The sequence below is a fragment of the Streptomyces sp. NPDC029014 genome (assembly GCF_055564695.1).
In genome coordinates this window covers 31,934-47,586 of sequence record NZ_JBVHVT010000044.1, presented here as the reverse complement: position 1 = coordinate 47,586, position 15,653 = coordinate 31,934, and the positions used below count along the sequence as shown (strand labels likewise).

General features: G+C 68.3%; 17 protein-coding genes. All 17 read right to left on the bottom strand.

Features of this window, described 5'->3' with window-relative positions:
* Position 1: 1 nt before the first annotated feature.
* The 17 genes from ACZ4VL_RS23935 to ACZ4VL_RS23855 all read right to left on the bottom strand — a co-directional run bounded on the left by ACZ4VL_RS23935 (position 2) and on the right by ACZ4VL_RS23855 (position 15,556).
* On the bottom strand, positions 2-781 hold the full coding sequence (locus ACZ4VL_RS23935) for a phage distal tail protein (protein ID WP_468203465.1): 780 nt from the start codon (positions 779-781) through the stop codon (positions 2-4).
* A gap of 101 nt (positions 782-882) precedes the next feature.
* Complete coding sequence (locus ACZ4VL_RS23930) at positions 883-4,395, bottom strand: phage tail tape measure protein (RefSeq protein ID WP_468203461.1); 3,513 nt, start codon at positions 4,393-4,395, stop codon at positions 883-885.
* 308 nt (positions 4,396-4,703) lie between these two features.
* The gene (locus tag ACZ4VL_RS23925) at positions 4,704-5,222 is read right to left on the bottom strand and encodes a hypothetical protein (RefSeq protein ID WP_468203457.1); all 519 of its coding nucleotides are present in this window, start codon (positions 5,220-5,222) and stop codon (positions 4,704-4,706) included.
* On the bottom strand, positions 5,222-5,701 hold the full coding sequence (locus tag ACZ4VL_RS23920; protein WP_468203455.1) for a phage tail tube protein: 480 nt from the start codon (positions 5,699-5,701) through the stop codon (positions 5,222-5,224). The genes ACZ4VL_RS23925 and ACZ4VL_RS23920 overlap by 1 nt, the downstream gene beginning before the upstream one ends.
* A gap of 64 nt (positions 5,702-5,765) precedes the next feature.
* Complete coding sequence (locus tag ACZ4VL_RS23915; RefSeq protein WP_468203453.1) at positions 5,766-6,098, bottom strand: hypothetical protein; 333 nt, start codon at positions 6,096-6,098, stop codon at positions 5,766-5,768.
* Between the two features lie 8 nt (positions 6,099-6,106).
* A complete protein-coding gene (locus ACZ4VL_RS23910; protein WP_468203450.1) occupies positions 6,107-6,514 on the bottom strand; it encodes a hypothetical protein in 408 nt (135 codons plus the stop codon).
* Complete coding sequence (locus tag ACZ4VL_RS23905; RefSeq protein ID WP_468203447.1) at positions 6,514-6,900, bottom strand: hypothetical protein; 387 nt, start codon at positions 6,898-6,900, stop codon at positions 6,514-6,516. The genes ACZ4VL_RS23910 and ACZ4VL_RS23905 overlap by 1 nt, the downstream gene beginning before the upstream one ends.
* Entirely contained in the window at positions 6,897-7,304 is a 408-nt protein-coding gene (locus tag ACZ4VL_RS23900) for a DUF6093 family protein (protein WP_468203442.1), read from the bottom strand. The genes ACZ4VL_RS23905 and ACZ4VL_RS23900 overlap by 4 nt, the downstream gene beginning before the upstream one ends.
* Entirely contained in the window at positions 7,301-7,873 is a 573-nt protein-coding gene (locus tag ACZ4VL_RS23895; RefSeq protein WP_468203439.1) for a hypothetical protein, read from the bottom strand. Before ACZ4VL_RS23895 ends, ACZ4VL_RS23900 begins: the two co-directional genes overlap by 4 nt.
* Before the next feature lie 15 nt (positions 7,874-7,888).
* Entirely contained in the window at positions 7,889-8,122 is a 234-nt protein-coding gene (locus tag ACZ4VL_RS23890; protein ID WP_468203435.1) for a hypothetical protein, read from the bottom strand.
* A 13-nt stretch (positions 8,123-8,135) separates the two neighbouring features.
* Positions 8,136-8,543 (bottom strand): hypothetical protein, encoded by a 408-nt coding sequence (locus ACZ4VL_RS23885; protein WP_468203433.1) that lies wholly within the window; start codon positions 8,541-8,543, stop codon positions 8,136-8,138.
* A gap of 27 nt (positions 8,544-8,570) precedes the next feature.
* The gene (locus tag ACZ4VL_RS23880) at positions 8,571-9,515 is read right to left on the bottom strand and encodes a phage major capsid protein (RefSeq protein WP_468203430.1); all 945 of its coding nucleotides are present in this window, start codon (positions 9,513-9,515) and stop codon (positions 8,571-8,573) included.
* Between the two features lie 55 nt (positions 9,516-9,570).
* Entirely contained in the window at positions 9,571-10,113 is a 543-nt protein-coding gene (locus tag ACZ4VL_RS23875) for a hypothetical protein (RefSeq protein WP_468203428.1), read from the bottom strand.
* Positions 10,114-10,162: 49 nt separating this feature from the next.
* Positions 10,163-12,118, bottom strand: a complete 1,956-nt coding sequence (locus tag ACZ4VL_RS23870) for a hypothetical protein (protein ID WP_468203425.1) — start codon at positions 12,116-12,118, stop codon at positions 10,163-10,165.
* Positions 12,115-13,506, bottom strand: coding sequence for a phage portal protein (locus ACZ4VL_RS23865; RefSeq protein WP_468203422.1), 1,392 nt, complete (start codon positions 13,504-13,506; stop codon positions 12,115-12,117). Before ACZ4VL_RS23865 ends, ACZ4VL_RS23870 begins: the two co-directional genes overlap by 4 nt.
* Positions 13,507-13,521: 15 nt before the next feature.
* Complete coding sequence (locus ACZ4VL_RS23860) at positions 13,522-15,096, bottom strand: hypothetical protein (protein WP_468203420.1); 1,575 nt, start codon at positions 15,094-15,096, stop codon at positions 13,522-13,524.
* Positions 15,077-15,556 carry a phage terminase small subunit gene (locus ACZ4VL_RS23855; protein WP_468203417.1) on the bottom strand — a complete coding sequence of 160 codons (480 nt, stop codon included), beginning with the start codon at positions 15,554-15,556 and terminating at the stop codon, positions 15,077-15,079. The genes ACZ4VL_RS23860 and ACZ4VL_RS23855 overlap by 20 nt, the downstream gene beginning before the upstream one ends.
* Between the last annotated feature and the right edge of the window lie 97 nt (positions 15,557-15,653).

Here is a 15,653-nt window from a genome sequence, read left to right as displayed (position 1 = left end):
CTCACATCCAGGCCGAGCGGCACGTGCCGGTCAGCAGGGCGGACGGGTCGTAGACGGCTGAGGACCAGGAGTAGGTGACGCTGGATCCCGCGGGGATCTCCGGCCATGTGCCGCTGAAGTAGAGGCGCCTGCTCGCGGTGCCATTGAGGACGACAGTCCGGGCGGCGCTGTCGATGACTAGCGTGTCGCCGGTCTGCAGCGTGTCCCCGTAAGTGATCTGGGTGGTAGAGCCGCCGGGTAGTGCTGCCACGATCGTCGGTGTGACGACAGGCCCGGTCAGCGTCAGCGTCGGCCGGGTATCGAAGGAACCGCTGTTGGTGAGGGTGATCGACCCCGCCACCGTCGTCGCCGAGATCGTCAGCGGCATGGATATCGGCAGAGTCAGACCGCCTGTCACGCTGGGCAGGGCAGTCGACTGGGTCTGAAGCGTGACGCTGTACCGCCGCGGGTCCGCCGCGGTCACGAGCAGCGAATACTCGGCCAGCCGGTCCGTAACCGGCTGGATCAGGGTCGGACCAGACCGGCGGACGATGGCTTGCTTCGGCGTCGTCTCGTACACCGTGAGCGTCGTATCCGTCAGCGCGACAGAGGCAATCAGCTGCTCGATTGCGACGTCCAGTGACGGCAGGTCGGGCGCCTCGATCTTGCCCTTGAGGGCGATGGGGCGGTGGCTGAGGTAGGCCGGCGCCGCCCACGCCCCATGGTCCGCCTCACGGGGCGTGTACTCGGATCGCTGGTCCGCCCCGTCCCAGCCATCCAGGCCCTGGAGATGCCAGGCCACGCCAGCAGCGTCCACCATTCCCAGGGAGAGGGAGCCTAGATCCACCCTGCGGCCACCCAGAGAGGCGCCGGGAATGTACGGCACGGGCGTTCACCTGCCTCTCACATCACGAAGTCGAGGTGCCTTTGGATCTCCTTGACCTGCTCGGCCGAGGACTGCTTCGCCCCATTCAGGGTGATCGTGAACTCCTTGTGCACCTCCTGGGCGGGCTTCCCGCCGGCGGAGCCCGAGTCGAACCGCCCAACCGGGCGGGCCGAGTAGCCTGCCGCGGGCCGCAGCCGGCCAGCGTTGAGCTGGTCCAGCATGGCGACCCCGTAGCGGCGCACGGACGACGCCTTGATGACGTACTCCCCGTTGCTGATCCGCGCGAGGATGCTGTCCGAGGTGCCCGACCCCGGGCCTCGGACGGCGCCACCGGTCGGATAGCCGCGCACATACCCGCCGGTGGCGAAGCCGACGTAGCCTCCGTCGCGCCTGGCGGCCTGGATGAGGTCGGGTATGCCATTGGCATCCTGGTCGGATGCCGTGGCCCGCAGGTACACACCGACGCCGATCGTGCGGCCCTGGATGGAGTTGATCCGGCCTTGGATCGCCTCGACGGCCGCGCTGGGCGGGCCCGTCGGGATGTACACGGTGACGTGACCGTCGGGCAGCCGTTTCACGGAGAAGCCGAGGTCTTTCAGGTTCTGTTCGGCCTGGGCCGTGAGAGCAGCAATGGTGATCTCTTTGCCGTTCGTTTTGCGGATCTCGCCCTGCACGTTCTGCAGGTCGGCGACCGCTTGGGCCGTCTGGGCCTTGATATCGGTGACGACCTGTGTGGGCACCCGGGCGTAAGCACCGATCAGCTCTTCCACCGCCGTAGTGGAGAAACCGGCTTGGATCATCTGGCGCTTGAGCACGGCAATGTCCTGCTCCAGGACGGCATTGCCGGCCTCGACGGTGCCGCTCTGCTCGCTTACTGCCTGCGCGTGTGCCATAGCAGCCTGCGCCGCATCCAGGAACGCACTCTTGACCTTGCGCCCGTTCTCCGAGGTGATGTCGAGGGAGTGTCCGGCCTCCTTCACTGTCTCCGAGAGATCCTGGAGGCTTGATCGGAAAGCGATCTCCTTCTCGGCCGCGCTGATCGCGACTCCGTTCAGGGCCCCGAGTGCGTCTTTGAGCTTCTCGGCTTCGGTGCGCGTGTCCTTGATCTGGTCGGCCGTCATCCCCGTCGCATCAGCCAGCTCCTTCTGCGAGCCGGCAGCCAGCTTCGACTGTGTCGAATTCGCTGCCAGCGCGCTGTCGTACCGCGGGAGTAGAGTCATCAGCTTCTCGGCGGATGTGCCATGCTTTTCCGCCTCAGCCGCCAACCTCTTGAAGTTCTCGGCGGCCTCCTCCGTCGACCCGCCGGAAACGAGGCCGGCGAGGGCTTCGTCGAGCCCCTTGATCTTCTCGCGCGCCGCCTCGAGGCTCGGGCCTGCGTCAGCGTTCGGGTCGAAAGTTGAGAAGAAGTCCTCGACGCGGTCGAGCATGCCTGGGTGGGCGATACGGGCGACCGCTTCGCCCACCTTGTCAAGATCCTTGCCGAAGACTCGGGCGAGCTCACCGGAGACCTTGCCCTGCTGGGCGAAGTCGACCAGGGACTCAGCCAGCTTGTTGATCTCGGGCGGCGCCTCGCGGAATCGCTCAGTGAGCTTGCTGATGCCGACAGAGATGGCGCCGAGCGTGCCCAGGATGACGGCAAGGCCGCCCAGCCCGAGCATGACGCCTCGCACGCGGGCCGCCGTGACGCCGAGAGCGACCAGCTCGGCGCGGACGGCCATGATTCGCGGCAGCATCAGTAGCAGGCTCGTGCCCACGAGGCCCAGAATGCCGACGAATCCGGTGAGCGCGGTAACCCCCGACTGCACTGCGGGGGACAGCCCGTTGTACCAGTTCACCGCGTCGCGGAGGGCTTGGGCCATCTCACGAAGCACCTTGTTAGCGGAGGACCCGGACCCGATCAGGGCTGCCTCGAGAGCGCCCTTGAGGCGCTCAAGGTCACCGGAAAGGTTGTCGGTCATCGTCGAGGCGACACGGGTGGCGTATCCGCTGTCGTCGACGGCCTTGACCCACTGGTTCACGCCCTTACTGCCAGCCTCGTACAGGATCGTGGCCGCGCGCACGGCGTCCGAACCGAAGATCGTCGCCATTGCAGCGTTGCGCGCCTCCGGCGTGAGCTTCGAGAAACTGGTCTTCATCATGTCTGCCAATGCGGAAAGCCCGATGAAGTTTCCCTGGGCGTCGTAGGCGGAAAAGCCCAAGGCGTCCATCGTGTCGGCAGCTTCTTTGGACTGAGGGACCAGCCGCTGCAGCATCACCTTCAGCGAGGTGCCGGCGTCCGAGCCGACGAGGGCGTTCTGCGCGAAGAGCGACAGCGTGCCGACCGTCTCCTCGAGGGAGAGCCCCGTCTGGGAAGAGAGCAACGCTGCCTGCCGGAAGGCCAAGCCCATGGCGTGGACATTCGTGGCCGACTTGCCGGCGCCGGCAGAGATGACGTCCGCGATGTGGGGCACATCCCGGCCAGCCAGCTTGAAGGCATTCATCGCCTGCGCAGCAATGACCGCGCTCTCACCGAGATCGAGCTGGCCGGATGCGGCCAGGTCTAGCGAGCCGCGGAGGGCGCCGCCGACGATGTCCGCGGTCGCGATACCGGCACGGGCCAGCTCGGCCTCGGCCTTCGCCGCCTGCGTAGCCGAGTAGACGGTGGCCTGTGCCGACTCCAGTGCAGCCGCCGACAGCGCCTTCATATCGTCTGCGGACCCGTCCGTGACAGCGCGGACTTCCGCCATCGCCTTGTCGAAACGCGCCGCGGCGACAGCCGCCGCCGCGAATACTGCGACCAGTCCCAGTGAGGCCGCCCGCGCCGCTTTGAGGCTCTTCTCGGACGTGTTGGCCACGTGCAGCATCGTCTCGCCCACCGTGACCGCGGCGAAGCGCATGCCCCCACCGATGGCGGCAGCGGCTGCCGACCAGGCTGAGGCCAGCCGGCCAGCGTCGGCGGCGGCAGCGGCGCGAGCGGCAGCCGATACGCGGGTCACCGCGCCGCCTGCGCCGGTGAACTGCCGGACGGTGGTCGCGGCCGCATCTGTAGCGGCGGCGGCGACAGTGCCCATGTGGGCAGCGGCCTGTGATGCGGTGAGGGCGCTCGCCTGGTTGACGGCGCCCATGCTTGCCGACAGACCCCCGAGCGCACCAGCCACCCGGTTTACCGAGGCCGTGCCGCCGGTCGCCAGCCGGTTCAGCTGCGAACCGGTTAGCCCAGCCGCCCGGTTCACCGCATTCATGCTGGCTGCGGCTTGCTCGGCCCCGGTGCCGACCGTGTTCATAGCTGCCGCGCCGCGGGAGCCGAGACGCTGCATCTGGGCCTGTGTAACCCCCGCGGCCCGGTTCAGGCTCGCCGCGGCACTCGCCCCATGCGCCGCAGCGGCCCGCGCCATCCCCTGCAGAGCCGCCGACGAGCTGTTCGTGGCGGCCTGCATCGACGTCTGGATCTGTCGCGCTGCGGCCTGGGATGCCCGTGCCGCCTGCTGGGTGACGCTGATGAAAGGGGTCGCCGAGCCTGTCAGTACGACCCGCACGGTGCGATCAGTCACCTGCTACCCCCGTCTCGTAATGCTGACGTGCAGCCCCTTCGGGTCGCCGTTGCCCCGCTGGAACGACGCTGCCTCGCGGGCTCCTGCCGCGCATGCGTGACAGCGCAAGAGGGCGACCTCGTACTCGAACTCGTTCTCAGGGGCAGAGGCCTCCGACCAGGGGTGACCGCAGTCCGGGCAGGAGTCCCGCTCAACCTCCGCCAGGGCGAGAGCCCATGCGCGATCCTCATCCAGCCACAGCGGCTCGCCAGGAGCCACTGCGCGGCCCATGAAGACGCTCCGGGGGACGCCCCAGGCTCGGGCGGTCTCTACTTCCCGCCGGTGAGGGAGTCCAGGATCCCGGAGGCGGCCAATGAGAAAGGGACCCCTGTTGCCTCCGTGTTGACGTCGAAAGCGCCCTGCCAGAGGGCATCCCTCTGAGCATGGTTGAGGACGTCAAACAGCTCCTTCACCTGCTCCGCGGTCATCACAGGGTCTACCGCGCAGGTGGCGATGAGGGCAGGCGCGAAGGTCTCGGGATCGAATGCCTGACCCTTTTCCTTCGGCGGGTGGGAGGCGATCAGGTCCGACCAGGCCCGGTCACCAAGGGCCTCGAAGCGGAACTCCGTCTCGGAGTCGCGGACGGCCTTGCGGGCGGCGGCAACCTTCTCAGCGAGCCGCTTCCGCGGGTCGGTCTCGGCCAGACTGCCCGGGGCCCAGGCGTCGCCGAGGCCGGCCAGCTCCTTCTCGAGGCGCTCCAGCTCGGCCACCTTGTCGCCTGCCAGGCACAAGTAGACGCTCTTCTGGCGGCGCTTGGCCTGCTTGAGGATGTCGGAGATGTCGGGCATCAGGCCACCGTCGCCGCCGTCTGGGGGGCCGAGGTCACCATCATCGGCGAGGCAAACTTCATGACCTCATTGGCGGCCGGGCTCGAGTTCTGCGGCTCGCCGCAGGTGATCGGGTAGACCTCGCACTTCTGTCCTGCCGCCCAGGCGGTGGCGTAGTCGATTCCTCGGCGGATGATCAGGTATCCGGAGACGTTGTACTTGAGCGTGGTGTACGGCAGGTCCTCGCCGACCGTTGTGCCGCGCTTGAAGGTCAGCTCGACGTCGAAGCCGACGCGGCCGACGGTCTTGGTGTCGAAGGTCGAGGCCAGGCTCGACGTGTCGACGTCCGCGGTGCTCGGGTCGAGCTTGAGGCCGTCCGGGGTGATGCGGGTGGTGAAGTCGCTGCCGGCGTTCAGCTCGGTGGTGGTCGGTGCGGCCAGGTTGGAGATGGACGACGCCCAGACCACCTTGGTCTTGCCGTCGCTGATCAGGTCAGACATGGCGGGCCCTCCTCAGGGCATGAAAAAGGCCCCGGTGGCGGGGCGTCGTGGTGGGGGCGGTCCGTCAGATGACGATGTTGGCGACGGTGACGCTGGTCGTGCTGGAGTAGGTGATCGCGGCGCTGGTGCCGTCGGCGGCCGAGGCGAACAGTTCGGCGGGAATGGGCCCGATCATCTTGTCGCCGGTCGTGGCGGGCACGGTGACGACGAGGTCGGCTGCGAGCTGCCCGCGGACCCGGCCGGTCGCGGTGATCGTGACCGTCATGGACGAGCCGTTGGTGTTCTTGACGTGCAGGAAGCTGCGCTCGCCGCAGGTGACGGTTGTGCTGGCAGCGGCTGCCGAGTAGGTGGGCGTCAGGCCGGTCATAGCGACGACCTGCTGCGCGAGAAGCGCCATGATCACTCCTAGGAGGTGGACTGAAGCCGGTACTGCACCGGCAGGTAGTACAGGGGCGGGGACACGTCGTCATCGCGCTGGATCGGCGGGCCGCCCAGCTCCTCGGGCCGCCATGCGGTCCGGCTGGACACGGCGATGGGCGCATGGAGGGCAGCGCGGACGCGCTGACTGGCCCAGCGAACCTTCTCCGCCGTGGGGGCGACCACGGTCACTTGGAAGGACAGGTCGAAGTCGGTACGGCTGTCAGCCAGGGACTCGCTGACGGAGCGGCCGGGGTCGAAGAAGACCGCGGCGTAGATACCCGTCGCCGGGATGGATACGGCGGGTGGAGCTCCGCCGTCCCCCACCGCGAGGCCGGCCGCGGTCAGAGCCGCCAGGATCGCATCCGTGTGCGGCTTGATGTCCGGGGCCGCCACTACAGCGTCCCCAGTCGCTGAGAGATCTCCGCCACGTGCACGATGAACTGCGGTTCTTCGGAGAGGAGCGCCCGGCCGCCGTCGTTGTGCGGGGGGTTCTTTGACGAGCCGAACTCGAGCAGATTGCCCAGCGGGCCCTGTGGCCGGCCCTTGTCGGGCCCGATCTCAGCCGTGGCACCTCCCGGGATCGGGGTGACGTCGTAGCTGATCGAATTCGGGTAGTGGCGGGCATGGCGCCCCGACGATGCGCGCGCGTTGTCACGCCAGCCGTTCTTGACGTTCAGAGCGCCACGGGTGACCACGGCCACCATGTCCGCCTCGGCAGCGACGGCATTCGCCGTCAGCACCTGGGCGAGCTGGAGGAGCTCGCGTACCTCAGCCGTCATGACCTGTCCTCCGCGCCGATCCGCCAGGCCGTCGTAGTCGAGCCGAATTCCACTCCAGTCACCCAGAGCCGAAGACCGACCATGCGAGAGTCCGGTGAGGCCGTGACGTCGATCCGATCGCCGACTGCCGGCCGGCCGGTGACCGCGGCATCCCACGGGAGCGACACCACGTGCTCGCGCAAGGTCACGTTGGCCTCGCCGACGTCCACTTCTTCGCCTCGGGCCCGCGTCGCCGCTTTGACGCGCGCCGGGCCGGCGTAGAGGACAGTCGATGCGGCGCCAACCTCCGTGCCGGTGTCCCAGTCGAAGTCAGGCTCACCAGGGCGGTACAGCGTGATCGTCTCGCGCTGCAGCTCCAGGGCCGCCTGCCGGCCTGCGGCGAGGGCTGCCTCCAGATCGCTCATCGCAGGCCAACCGTTCCGATGCGGCGCCGGTACGGCGCCAGCAGCTCCCGGTGCGCCGCCGACAGACTTCCCGAACCCAGCGTTTCCGAAGCGAAAACACGGCGGTAGTCGTCGATAGCGACCTCACGGAGCATGGACGGATTGACGCTGGTCATTGCTGCGAGATCCACGCACACCGCCCGGATATCGTCTGGAATCTCCTCCCAGCCGTGCGTGTAGGTCACTTCCACAAGCCCGGGGTCCGGGTAGGTCGTGGTACCGGGCAAGCGCCGCCAGCCGCCCGCACGTAGGAGGCGGTCCCCTGACAGCACCCAGTCCTGCAGCACGAGCCCGTTGACGCGGACCCGGGAGACGCTGACCACTGGTCGCTGCGGCAGCACCAGCTCGCAGGCATCCAGCACTCGTAGGGTCACGACGTCGTCCGCGATTCGGGAGATGGACTGGCGCGTCCAGCTTCGGATGACCGCGGAAGCGGATGCCAGGGCCAAGTCTGCGGTCGCGTCAGGGATGTCGGAGCGCTGAGTGGCTGCCGCGAGGTCGGCCGCCGTCGCGAGCGGGGGAAGGGCCACGGCGACCTCCCTCCGTCAGCGAGCGCGCGCGTCGTCGTCCAGCTGCTGCCGGATCTTCCGAGCGTGCTCCAGGTCGGACTCGGGCGTGGGCTTGCCCGCCAGCACACCGGCGACGGTGTAGTTCTCGTTCGGGGTGCTGTCCACCTCGACGCCCAGGAAGCCGCGATCCTCGGCCTTGTCCATGACCTTCTGCACCTCGGCCGCTGCTGCGCCCTCGGGGGCAGAAGGCTTCTCGTTTCGGGTAGCCATGACGGCTCCTTCCTCAGTTCCGGGAGACGGTGATGCGGATCATCCCGCCGGGGTCGGCGATGCCGGTGCCGACGTGGATGCTGCGCCACTGCAGGGTGTCGCCGGAGGCGAGGACCAGGTTCGCGGCCGTACCGGACAGGGTGATCGCCTTGTCGTCGTTCGCCGCGGCGTTCACCCCACTGGTCAGCGCCAGCGACGCGACCGTGGTCGTCCCGGAGCCGGCTTGGCCCTTGTTGACCAGGGACACGGTGCGGGAGTTGGTGTCAGCACCGGTGATGGCGCTTTCCGGGATGTAGACGACGCTGGTCACGGTGCAGTCGAAGGGCGCCTGTCCGACGACGCTGTCGTCGTCGTTGCCGGCCGTCGAGACGGCGGGTACGTCCGCTTCGATGACCCGCACGTAGGGGGCGGTGTCAGCCATGATGTGTCCTCTCCTTGCTTGGGTTGGTTACGGCAGGTCGATGCGGGCGACCGGGTAGCGGGACGCTTCGGTCGGCTGCTCGTTGTTGATCGTGTTGGCGACCTGCCAGCCGACCCGGAAGGTGAGGCGGATGGCCGTCATGTCCTGCTGGGCGAGGTTGTAGACGATCGCACCTGTGTTGTCCTGGATGACCGCCTGGTCGAGAACCTTCATGGTGATGTCCTGGCGGACGCCTACGACGAACTGGCTGAAGTCGCCGGCGAACAGGGTGGGCGATCCGGAGCTGGTGCCGAACAGGCCTCGCATCGGGTAGATGATCGGGAGGCCGTCGATCGAGGTTAGGTTGCCGGCGACGCGCGACTCGTCGAGCTTGCGGCCCTGGCTGTCGCGGGACCGGCGCAGGCGGGACTTGACCGAGGTGGCGCCGACGAAGCCCGAGACCTCGTACCCGTCCAGCTCGACCTTCTCGTAGGCGTTGTCCAGGTCGCCGAAGAAGGCGCCAGCGGTCGCGGCGGAAGAGGCAGTGACGGCGTTGCCTGCGGCGGTGGCTGCAGAAGCGATGTTGGTCGGCCACGACGAAGGGGCGTTGGTGCCGAAGAAGACGGCCGCGTCCAGCGTGCGATAGAACGCCTCCACCAGCAGCGGCATCGCCGTGTCCCAGATGTCCTGGTCGACATCGGCCACGACGTTGTCCGGGACCGGCATGATCGTCGCGATCTCTTCGACGTTGAGGTACTTGTTCGTCCAGTTGACCTCGGTGGTCTGCTTCAGGCCCGTGTCGCCGGTGACGAAATAGGCCGTCGGAAGCGCCGACAGGACCGGGATGCGGACCTGCGCCCGGCCGACGGGGATCCGCCGGAACAGGTTCAGAACCGCGGACTCCTCGGTCGCCTTGCCGAGCATCTCGTTGTAGACCTCTTCCGGGATGAGCGCCGAGGCGTCCGTCCGGGAGGTCAGGTTGTTGTAGGCCATGGTCCGGCCTCCTTCTCTGGGTGAGCCGGCCGGACCGTGCCGCGCCGGAGCTTAATCAGCCCAGACCCGCCTTCTGGCGGATCAGGTCATTCATGGAGGGGGGCTTGTCCGCGGTGCGCCGCGCACCGCCGTCGAACGACGGGGGCGCCGCCTCCTTCGCCAGGTGCGGCTTGCGCTTGAGGAGATCGGCGAGAGCCTTCTCTACCGCCTTGGTGTCGACGTCCCCGTCATCGTCGACGAAGGCCTCGGGATCGAGGAAAGCCGCGGCGTCGGACGGGTCTGCAAACGTGGCCGCGGCGAGAGCCCGCACCTCGGCACGGACGGTGCGCTTGGCCATTGCGGCGGCGCGCTTCTCGGCTGCTTCAGCCCGCTCCGAAGCCTTCTGAACTTCGGTCTTGTCTCGATCCTCGATGGCCTGCAGGCGCTTGGCCTGGTCCCGGCTCGCCCTCTCGGCTTCCTTCGCTCGACGCTTCCACTCGTCGAGCGCCTTCTCACCTGCCGGCCCGAGCGGTGCGTCGACTTCAGCCTCGGGCGAGCTGGCCGGGTCGACCTGAGCGCCGCCGTCGGACGCGGAGGGTTCTGCTGCGATTTCTGACATGGTGATGTCTCCCGTTGCGGGATCGATGACCGACGGCCTTGCGCCGGGGTCAGGTCAGGTAGCCGAAGCGGTGCAGCATGGCGATGGCCTCACTGCGGCTGCCGGCCAAGCGGTAAATCTCCTCCGGCAGGAGCCGGGGGCTCATGAGGCGAAAGCCCTGCCCCGAACGGGGTACGAGGCCTCGCTGGATGGCGCGCTGGCGTTCCTGGCGGAACCAGGCACCGCGGCGGGTGGCGGAATCGCGGGTTGCTTGCACGCGGCGGCCGTAAGCGTCGGCTGTGTACATGCCGCGGCGGGCGTTCACCACCCGGTCGACGCTTGCGCCGTCCCGGATGGCTTGGGCTCCCGCCTTGGTGAAGATGCGGTCCTGCTCGGCCGCTGGCAGCCCGTTGAAATAGCTGCGGACGTCAGTGACGCCAGGATGGCTGCCGCCGCGTTTGATGAGCTTGGTAGGCAGATGAATGCAGTCGCAATTCGATACAATGAGACTGTTCGCACTGTGCCATCCTTCTACCGAAGTGAGGCTGTACACGTGGCCGCTCCACTCGACCCGGCGAAGCTCGACTATGCGATCGAGCTCTACCTGTCCGGCAAGCCGGTCCAAGAGATCGCGACCTCGGCGGGCGTATCCGTCACGCGTTTCCACCGAGAACGGGTCGCCCGGGGCATCCCATCGCGGAAGACCCGCGATCTCCCTGTAGCCGACATCGCCTCCGCCTACCTCGGCGGAGCCAGCGAGTACGCACTCGGCAAGCAATACGGCGTGTCCCGCAACGTCATCGCTCGACGCCTCGCCGAGGCCGGGGTTGAGCGACGCTCCAGCAGCGAAGCCGGCGTCACCCGAGCAGCGAAGCTGACCGCCAGCGAGCGCAAGAGCCAAGCCGCTGCCGCCAATCGAGCTGCCCGCATGCGCCGCGTCCCGCAGATCCAGAAGCATCGGCGTGCGCTGGACGCCGAACTTGCCGGCCAGGCGCAGTCCCCGGGCGAAGCCCGTCTCCATCAACTGCTCGCCGAGCGCGGCCAGACAGCCGTCCGCCAGCGTGCGATCGGCGTATGCAACGTCGACCTCGCCCTGCTGCCCGTCGCCGTGGAAGTCCTGGGCGGCGGTTGGCATGCGGTCAAGGCCGTGCACGCTGAGCGCACTCCATACATCCTCGATGAGGGATGGAACCTCGTAATGGTCTGGGACTACGAGGGGCGTAGCGCCCTCGGGCCGGGTGCTGCGGACTACCTCGTCACCTTCCTCGAGGAGGTTCGCCGGAAGCCACCCGCGACGTGTCAGTACCGGGTGATTTCCGGTCAGGGGGAGCTCTTGGCCGCTCGCGGTCGAGAGGACGACGAGTTCCCCCTGAAACCACCGCCTCGCGGCCGCCTGTGAAGCCGGCCCCGAGACGACAACCCCCTCCGGGAAGCACTTCGGATGCCGCTGGAAGCCGGTGTTCCAGCCGTACTCCTTGCCCGCCAGAATCAGGCATCGGGAGCATGCCGGGGGGTTCACAACCCGGATGTAGCCATTGATCGTCCGATTCCCGGCGATCGAGGCGCCGGTCGCGGTGCGGCCAGCGTCGGCGACCTCGGTCGCCACGGCTTTCAGAAGCTTCTCCAACCCGCCGATCATCGCCTCGAGCTCCGACGTGTCAGCCTCCTCCAGCAGCCACCGCGTCTCCAGCACCGACTCGTAGAACAGCGACTTCAGCGGTCGCCCGTCTGCCGCACTGCCGGCGAACCGGGAGGCGGCCAGCTTCCCGGACGGATCGGAGTCGAGACCGTCGGCCGTCAGGATCGCCGCGACATAGGCGTCGGCATGAGAGGCCGCCTCCTGCTGCGCCGCGGTGACGGTCGAAAGTAGGCCAGGCGCCACGACTGCCTGCCAAGAGCCCTCCACGTCGGCCAGGTGGAGCCTGCGCCAGAACGCCTGCGCTCGGTCGGCCGCTGCGCGAACGATCCGCTGCTGACGAACGTATTGAGCGGCGGCGATCTGCTGCGCCTCCGTAGACCCGGTCACGCCTCCGCCTGTGCAGGAGGCTGCTCAACCGGCGGCTTCGGCCCGTACTCCGCAGCGAGGTCACCAGCCATGGCCCGCTGAAGCGACTCCTCGTTCATCCGCCGCCACCGCTCGATCTCCTGCGGCGTCGCTCCCCAGCGCTCCCACAGCACCTCCCGCGGCACGCCGAGGCTGCTCATCTTCATCAGTGCGTCGACGAGCTCGCCCTCGGTCCGCCACTCGGGGCTCTTCCAGACGATCCGCGCCTGCGACGACGCGATCCCCGCCAGCCGCATCGTCCGCTCCAGCCCCTCCTCGAGGAACCGGCGCCGCTGATAGATCTTGTGGATCAAGCCTGCCTCGGCCGCCTTGAGTGCCTCGGCGCTGAGGTTGACCATGGAACCGAGGAGGTAGTGCGGCGGGGTCGAGGTGATGGCCGCGATGTCGTGGACATCGGCCTCTTTGCCCTTGAGGTAGCCAGTCAGATCGGCGGCCGCGAACTGGCCGAACTTGGCGCCGTTCTCCTCCGCGATCAGGATCTTGTTGACGGCCACGTCGAACGGCTCGATGTCCTGGCCGTTCTCGTCCTGCGGAATCTCCATCCCCGTGACCCACTTCTGCGGGAAAGCCGCGAACTCCTGGGTCATCATCCGGTCGGCGATGGTCTTATTGATCCGGTCCTGGATCCCAGTCACCGACCGCAGCTCGGAAGCTCCGGGCTTGAGCATTCGGGGCCGGTTCGACAACTCTCCGAACGGCACGTCCCCGAGGACGTTCTTGCCGCCCCACTCCTCGCCCTTGACCTCGCGACGCACCCAGACTGGCTTGCCGCCCGCCAGGGGCTCCGGGGCGTCGAACTTGTAGATGTTGCCGGGCAGGTAGACGGTGCAACACAGCCGGCCGTTCCAGTCGTCCAGCCACAGCTTCAACGCGGCCGCCAGATCGCCAGGCGATCCAGGCCTGGCCTCGGTGATCACCTGCGTCGGGTGCTCGGGCGTAATCCTGTACCCGGCCCGGCCACGCTCGGGCGGCGACACCATCAGGTAGGAGGTGCCGCGAATCGCAGCCTCCAGGAAGGCGAGCTGCGACCCGCCGTCGAGGTTGTTGTCCTGCCAAAGGCCCCAGGCTCGATCATCAGCGCCGCCGCCCTCATCCAGGGTGTCGGCCTGGAAGCCGGCGACCTCTAGGCGTCCGACGAGAGCGTCGACCACGAGCTCCATGTAGTTCGCCTGCGACATCTTCAGCAGTCGACGGAACGGGTCTCGGGCCTTCTCGTGCAGGAAGGGCAGCGGGTGCTCGCACTCGTAGTAGTGGTCGTACTTGTTCGTCTCCTCTGTCCGCTTGCACAGAGCTGCGTACAGGCGGTCACGCCACCACTCCGGCGACTGGACGGCAGGGGGCTGCGGCATCGGGCCCCCTCTCGGTCAGAAGCCGCGGGCGCGGCGCCGCTTGGTCTTGGCCTGGCCGGCGGCGACTGCGTCACCAGCCGCCTCGTGGGCGAGAATCGAGCACATGCCGAGGTCGATCTTCTGCGCCTCGGACGCTTTCTTCAGGACGTACCGACCAGCCGGCCGGGCGCCCTTTCGCATGTTCCGCAGGTGCTGGCCAGCCCACTGGCAGCCGTCATGCCGGAACGGTGAGTCCTTCTTCGACACGTCCGTAGCGAGCCGCTCGGCGGCGCCGTGCATCTGCGCCACCCGGTTCGTGTACCAGCGGGTGACGACCTTCTCGCCGTGCTTCTCGGCAAGCGTGTCGACCTCGGACTCCCAATACGGCGGGTCCAAGTAGGCGCGAACGACGCTGTACGTCGTGAACACCTCATCGAACGCGGCCATGACCTCCAGGCGCGGCACCTGGCCACCCCAGTCCTTCGGATTCCACACCGTCGGGAGGCGGTCGGGGCCGTAGGTCGGGGTGAACTGGAACCCGTCCAGGGTCTCCAGCCGGATGCCGGTCCAGTCGTCGATGTCCGAGCCGTCGAAGCCGAGCGTGACCGCGGTGCCGGCGGCCACCTCTCGCTCCTCGCGGAGCAGATCCCATCGGTCGCCATCTAGGTAGGCGCCCGTGCCGGCGACGATGCGGTTCAGGTAGAAGCGCTCCGCCTGCGCCGGGTCCTTCTCGGCGATCTCGACGAGTTCGCCGTCGATGCGGTCGAGGTCAACCCAGCCGCCGACGAGCACGGAGGAGTCTCCGTAAGCGGTCCGCAGCGCCTTGTGCCGCTCCCGCTTGTTCGCCAGCGACGCCGGAGCCGGAACCCGGTGATCGCGGTACACGTCCTTCACTGACGCCTCCGCGGTCCGCTGCGCCACGGACTGCTCCGACGGGTCCCATGCGTTCGTGGTCTCCACCGCGCGGCCTCCGGTGCCCGACAAGTTGCGGCGTTGGGTCTCGGCGAGCTTCCACCCGCCGTTCGCCTCCAGCCACGAGTGCGTCTCGTCCTGCACGGCGAACGTGATGCGCTGCCCGAGACGGGCCCGGCCCGAGCTGGTGACGGGCTCGATCCGGCCGCCGCCCGGCACGTTGATCCGCGTCTCGCCGGTGTCTGGGATCAGAGAGCTCAGCAGCGGGCTCTCGTCGATCATCGGTACAAGTGCGCGGTAGACGTTGTCGGTCTGATCCTCGGAGGTCGCCGCGATCTGGATCCACGGCGTCTCCCACGCCCGGCCGACCGGCTCCCCAGCGGCATCCCAGCCCGCGAACCGGACCGGGCCGGCCGCCTCCGCGCACACCATCGCGCACGTCAGCGGGCCCTTGCCCCACTTCTGCGGGCGGACCAGCTGCGACCGACGGTACGACCAGGCGGAACGCCAGCCCTCCTCGGTCGCGTCCTCGCGCAGGCGGTAGTGCCAAGCCAGGAAGCGCCACATCTCGTCGGTCAGGAGGTACGGGTCGCCGATCTGGTCGCCGTCCGGGATGACGCAGTGCGCCTCGATCCACTCGCCGACCGCCCAGCCCAGGGTGGGGAACTCGCCTGCATGCTCAGGTCCCCGCCACGGCATCCGAGTCGACCACCCTCAGCCGCTGCCGCGGAGTACGAACCTGCGCCCTCGTCGTGCGCTCCTGTCGCTGCTCGGCTACCTCGTCGGCAGCCACCTCCCAGCGCAGTCGGAGCATGGCCTGGGGGTTCAGCCCGAGGCGGTCTTCAAGTTGCCGGGCCTCGGTGGCCGCCTTCACGTTCCCGGCCTCTGCCAGCACCGAGAAGCGGACGAAACGGGCCACCGTCAGCTCTGCGTGCGTCCGCTCCCACATCATCGCCTGCGGCGTCGCCCACAGCGACTCCCACAGATCGGCCTCACGTTCCCTGGCCATCTCCGAGCCGCCCTCCTCGTCGCGGACGACTATCGGCGGAAGGGGGTAGCGGGGTGCGGGGCCCTTGCGGCCCTCGGCCGGCAGCTGGGTCATGGCGATGGTGGCGTTGGTCCGCCGTCGCTGCCCAGCCGGCTTGGGAGGAGGTCCCATGCCTGCCATTGCGATCAACTCCTCGCGCCGTTGCGGCACGTCGGCGCCCGCCGTTGCGGCCGGCGCGGGTTCACGCTGCGTAGTTCGGTACAAGATC

Excerpts from the sequence above, each read along its gene's own strand:
- ACZ4VL_RS23925 (WP_468203457.1), bottom strand. The coding sequence starts at position 5,222 with ATGCCCGACATCTCCGACATCCTCAAGCAGGCCAAGCGCCGCCAGAAG.
- ACZ4VL_RS23920 (WP_468203455.1), bottom strand. The coding sequence starts at position 5,701 with ATGTCTGACCTGATCAGCGACGGCAAGACCAAGGTGGTCTGGGCGTCG.
- ACZ4VL_RS23915 (WP_468203453.1), bottom strand. The coding sequence starts at position 6,098 with ATGGCGCTTCTCGCGCAGCAGGTCGTCGCTATGACCGGCCTGACGCCC.
- ACZ4VL_RS23905 (WP_468203447.1), bottom strand. The coding sequence starts at position 6,900 with ATGACGGCTGAGGTACGCGAGCTCCTCCAGCTCGCCCAGGTGCTGACG.
- ACZ4VL_RS23900 (WP_468203442.1), bottom strand. The coding sequence starts at position 7,304 with ATGAGCGATCTGGAGGCAGCCCTCGCCGCAGGCCGGCAGGCGGCCCTG.
- ACZ4VL_RS23890 (WP_468203435.1), bottom strand. The coding sequence starts at position 8,122 with ATGGCTACCCGAAACGAGAAGCCTTCTGCCCCCGAGGGCGCAGCAGCG.
- ACZ4VL_RS23885 (WP_468203433.1), bottom strand. The coding sequence starts at position 8,543 with ATGGCTGACACCGCCCCCTACGTGCGGGTCATCGAAGCGGACGTACCC.
- ACZ4VL_RS23880 (WP_468203430.1), bottom strand. The coding sequence starts at position 9,515 with ATGGCCTACAACAACCTGACCTCCCGGACGGACGCCTCGGCGCTCATC.
- ACZ4VL_RS23875 (WP_468203428.1), bottom strand. The coding sequence starts at position 10,113 with ATGTCAGAAATCGCAGCAGAACCCTCCGCGTCCGACGGCGGCGCTCAG.
- ACZ4VL_RS23865 (WP_468203422.1), bottom strand. The coding sequence starts at position 13,506 with ATGCCGCAGCCCCCTGCCGTCCAGTCGCCGGAGTGGTGGCGTGACCGC.
- ACZ4VL_RS23860 (WP_468203420.1), bottom strand. The coding sequence starts at position 15,096 with ATGCCGTGGCGGGGACCTGAGCATGCAGGCGAGTTCCCCACCCTGGGC.
- ACZ4VL_RS23855 (WP_468203417.1), bottom strand. The coding sequence starts at position 15,556 with ATGGGACCTCCTCCCAAGCCGGCTGGGCAGCGACGGCGGACCAACGCC.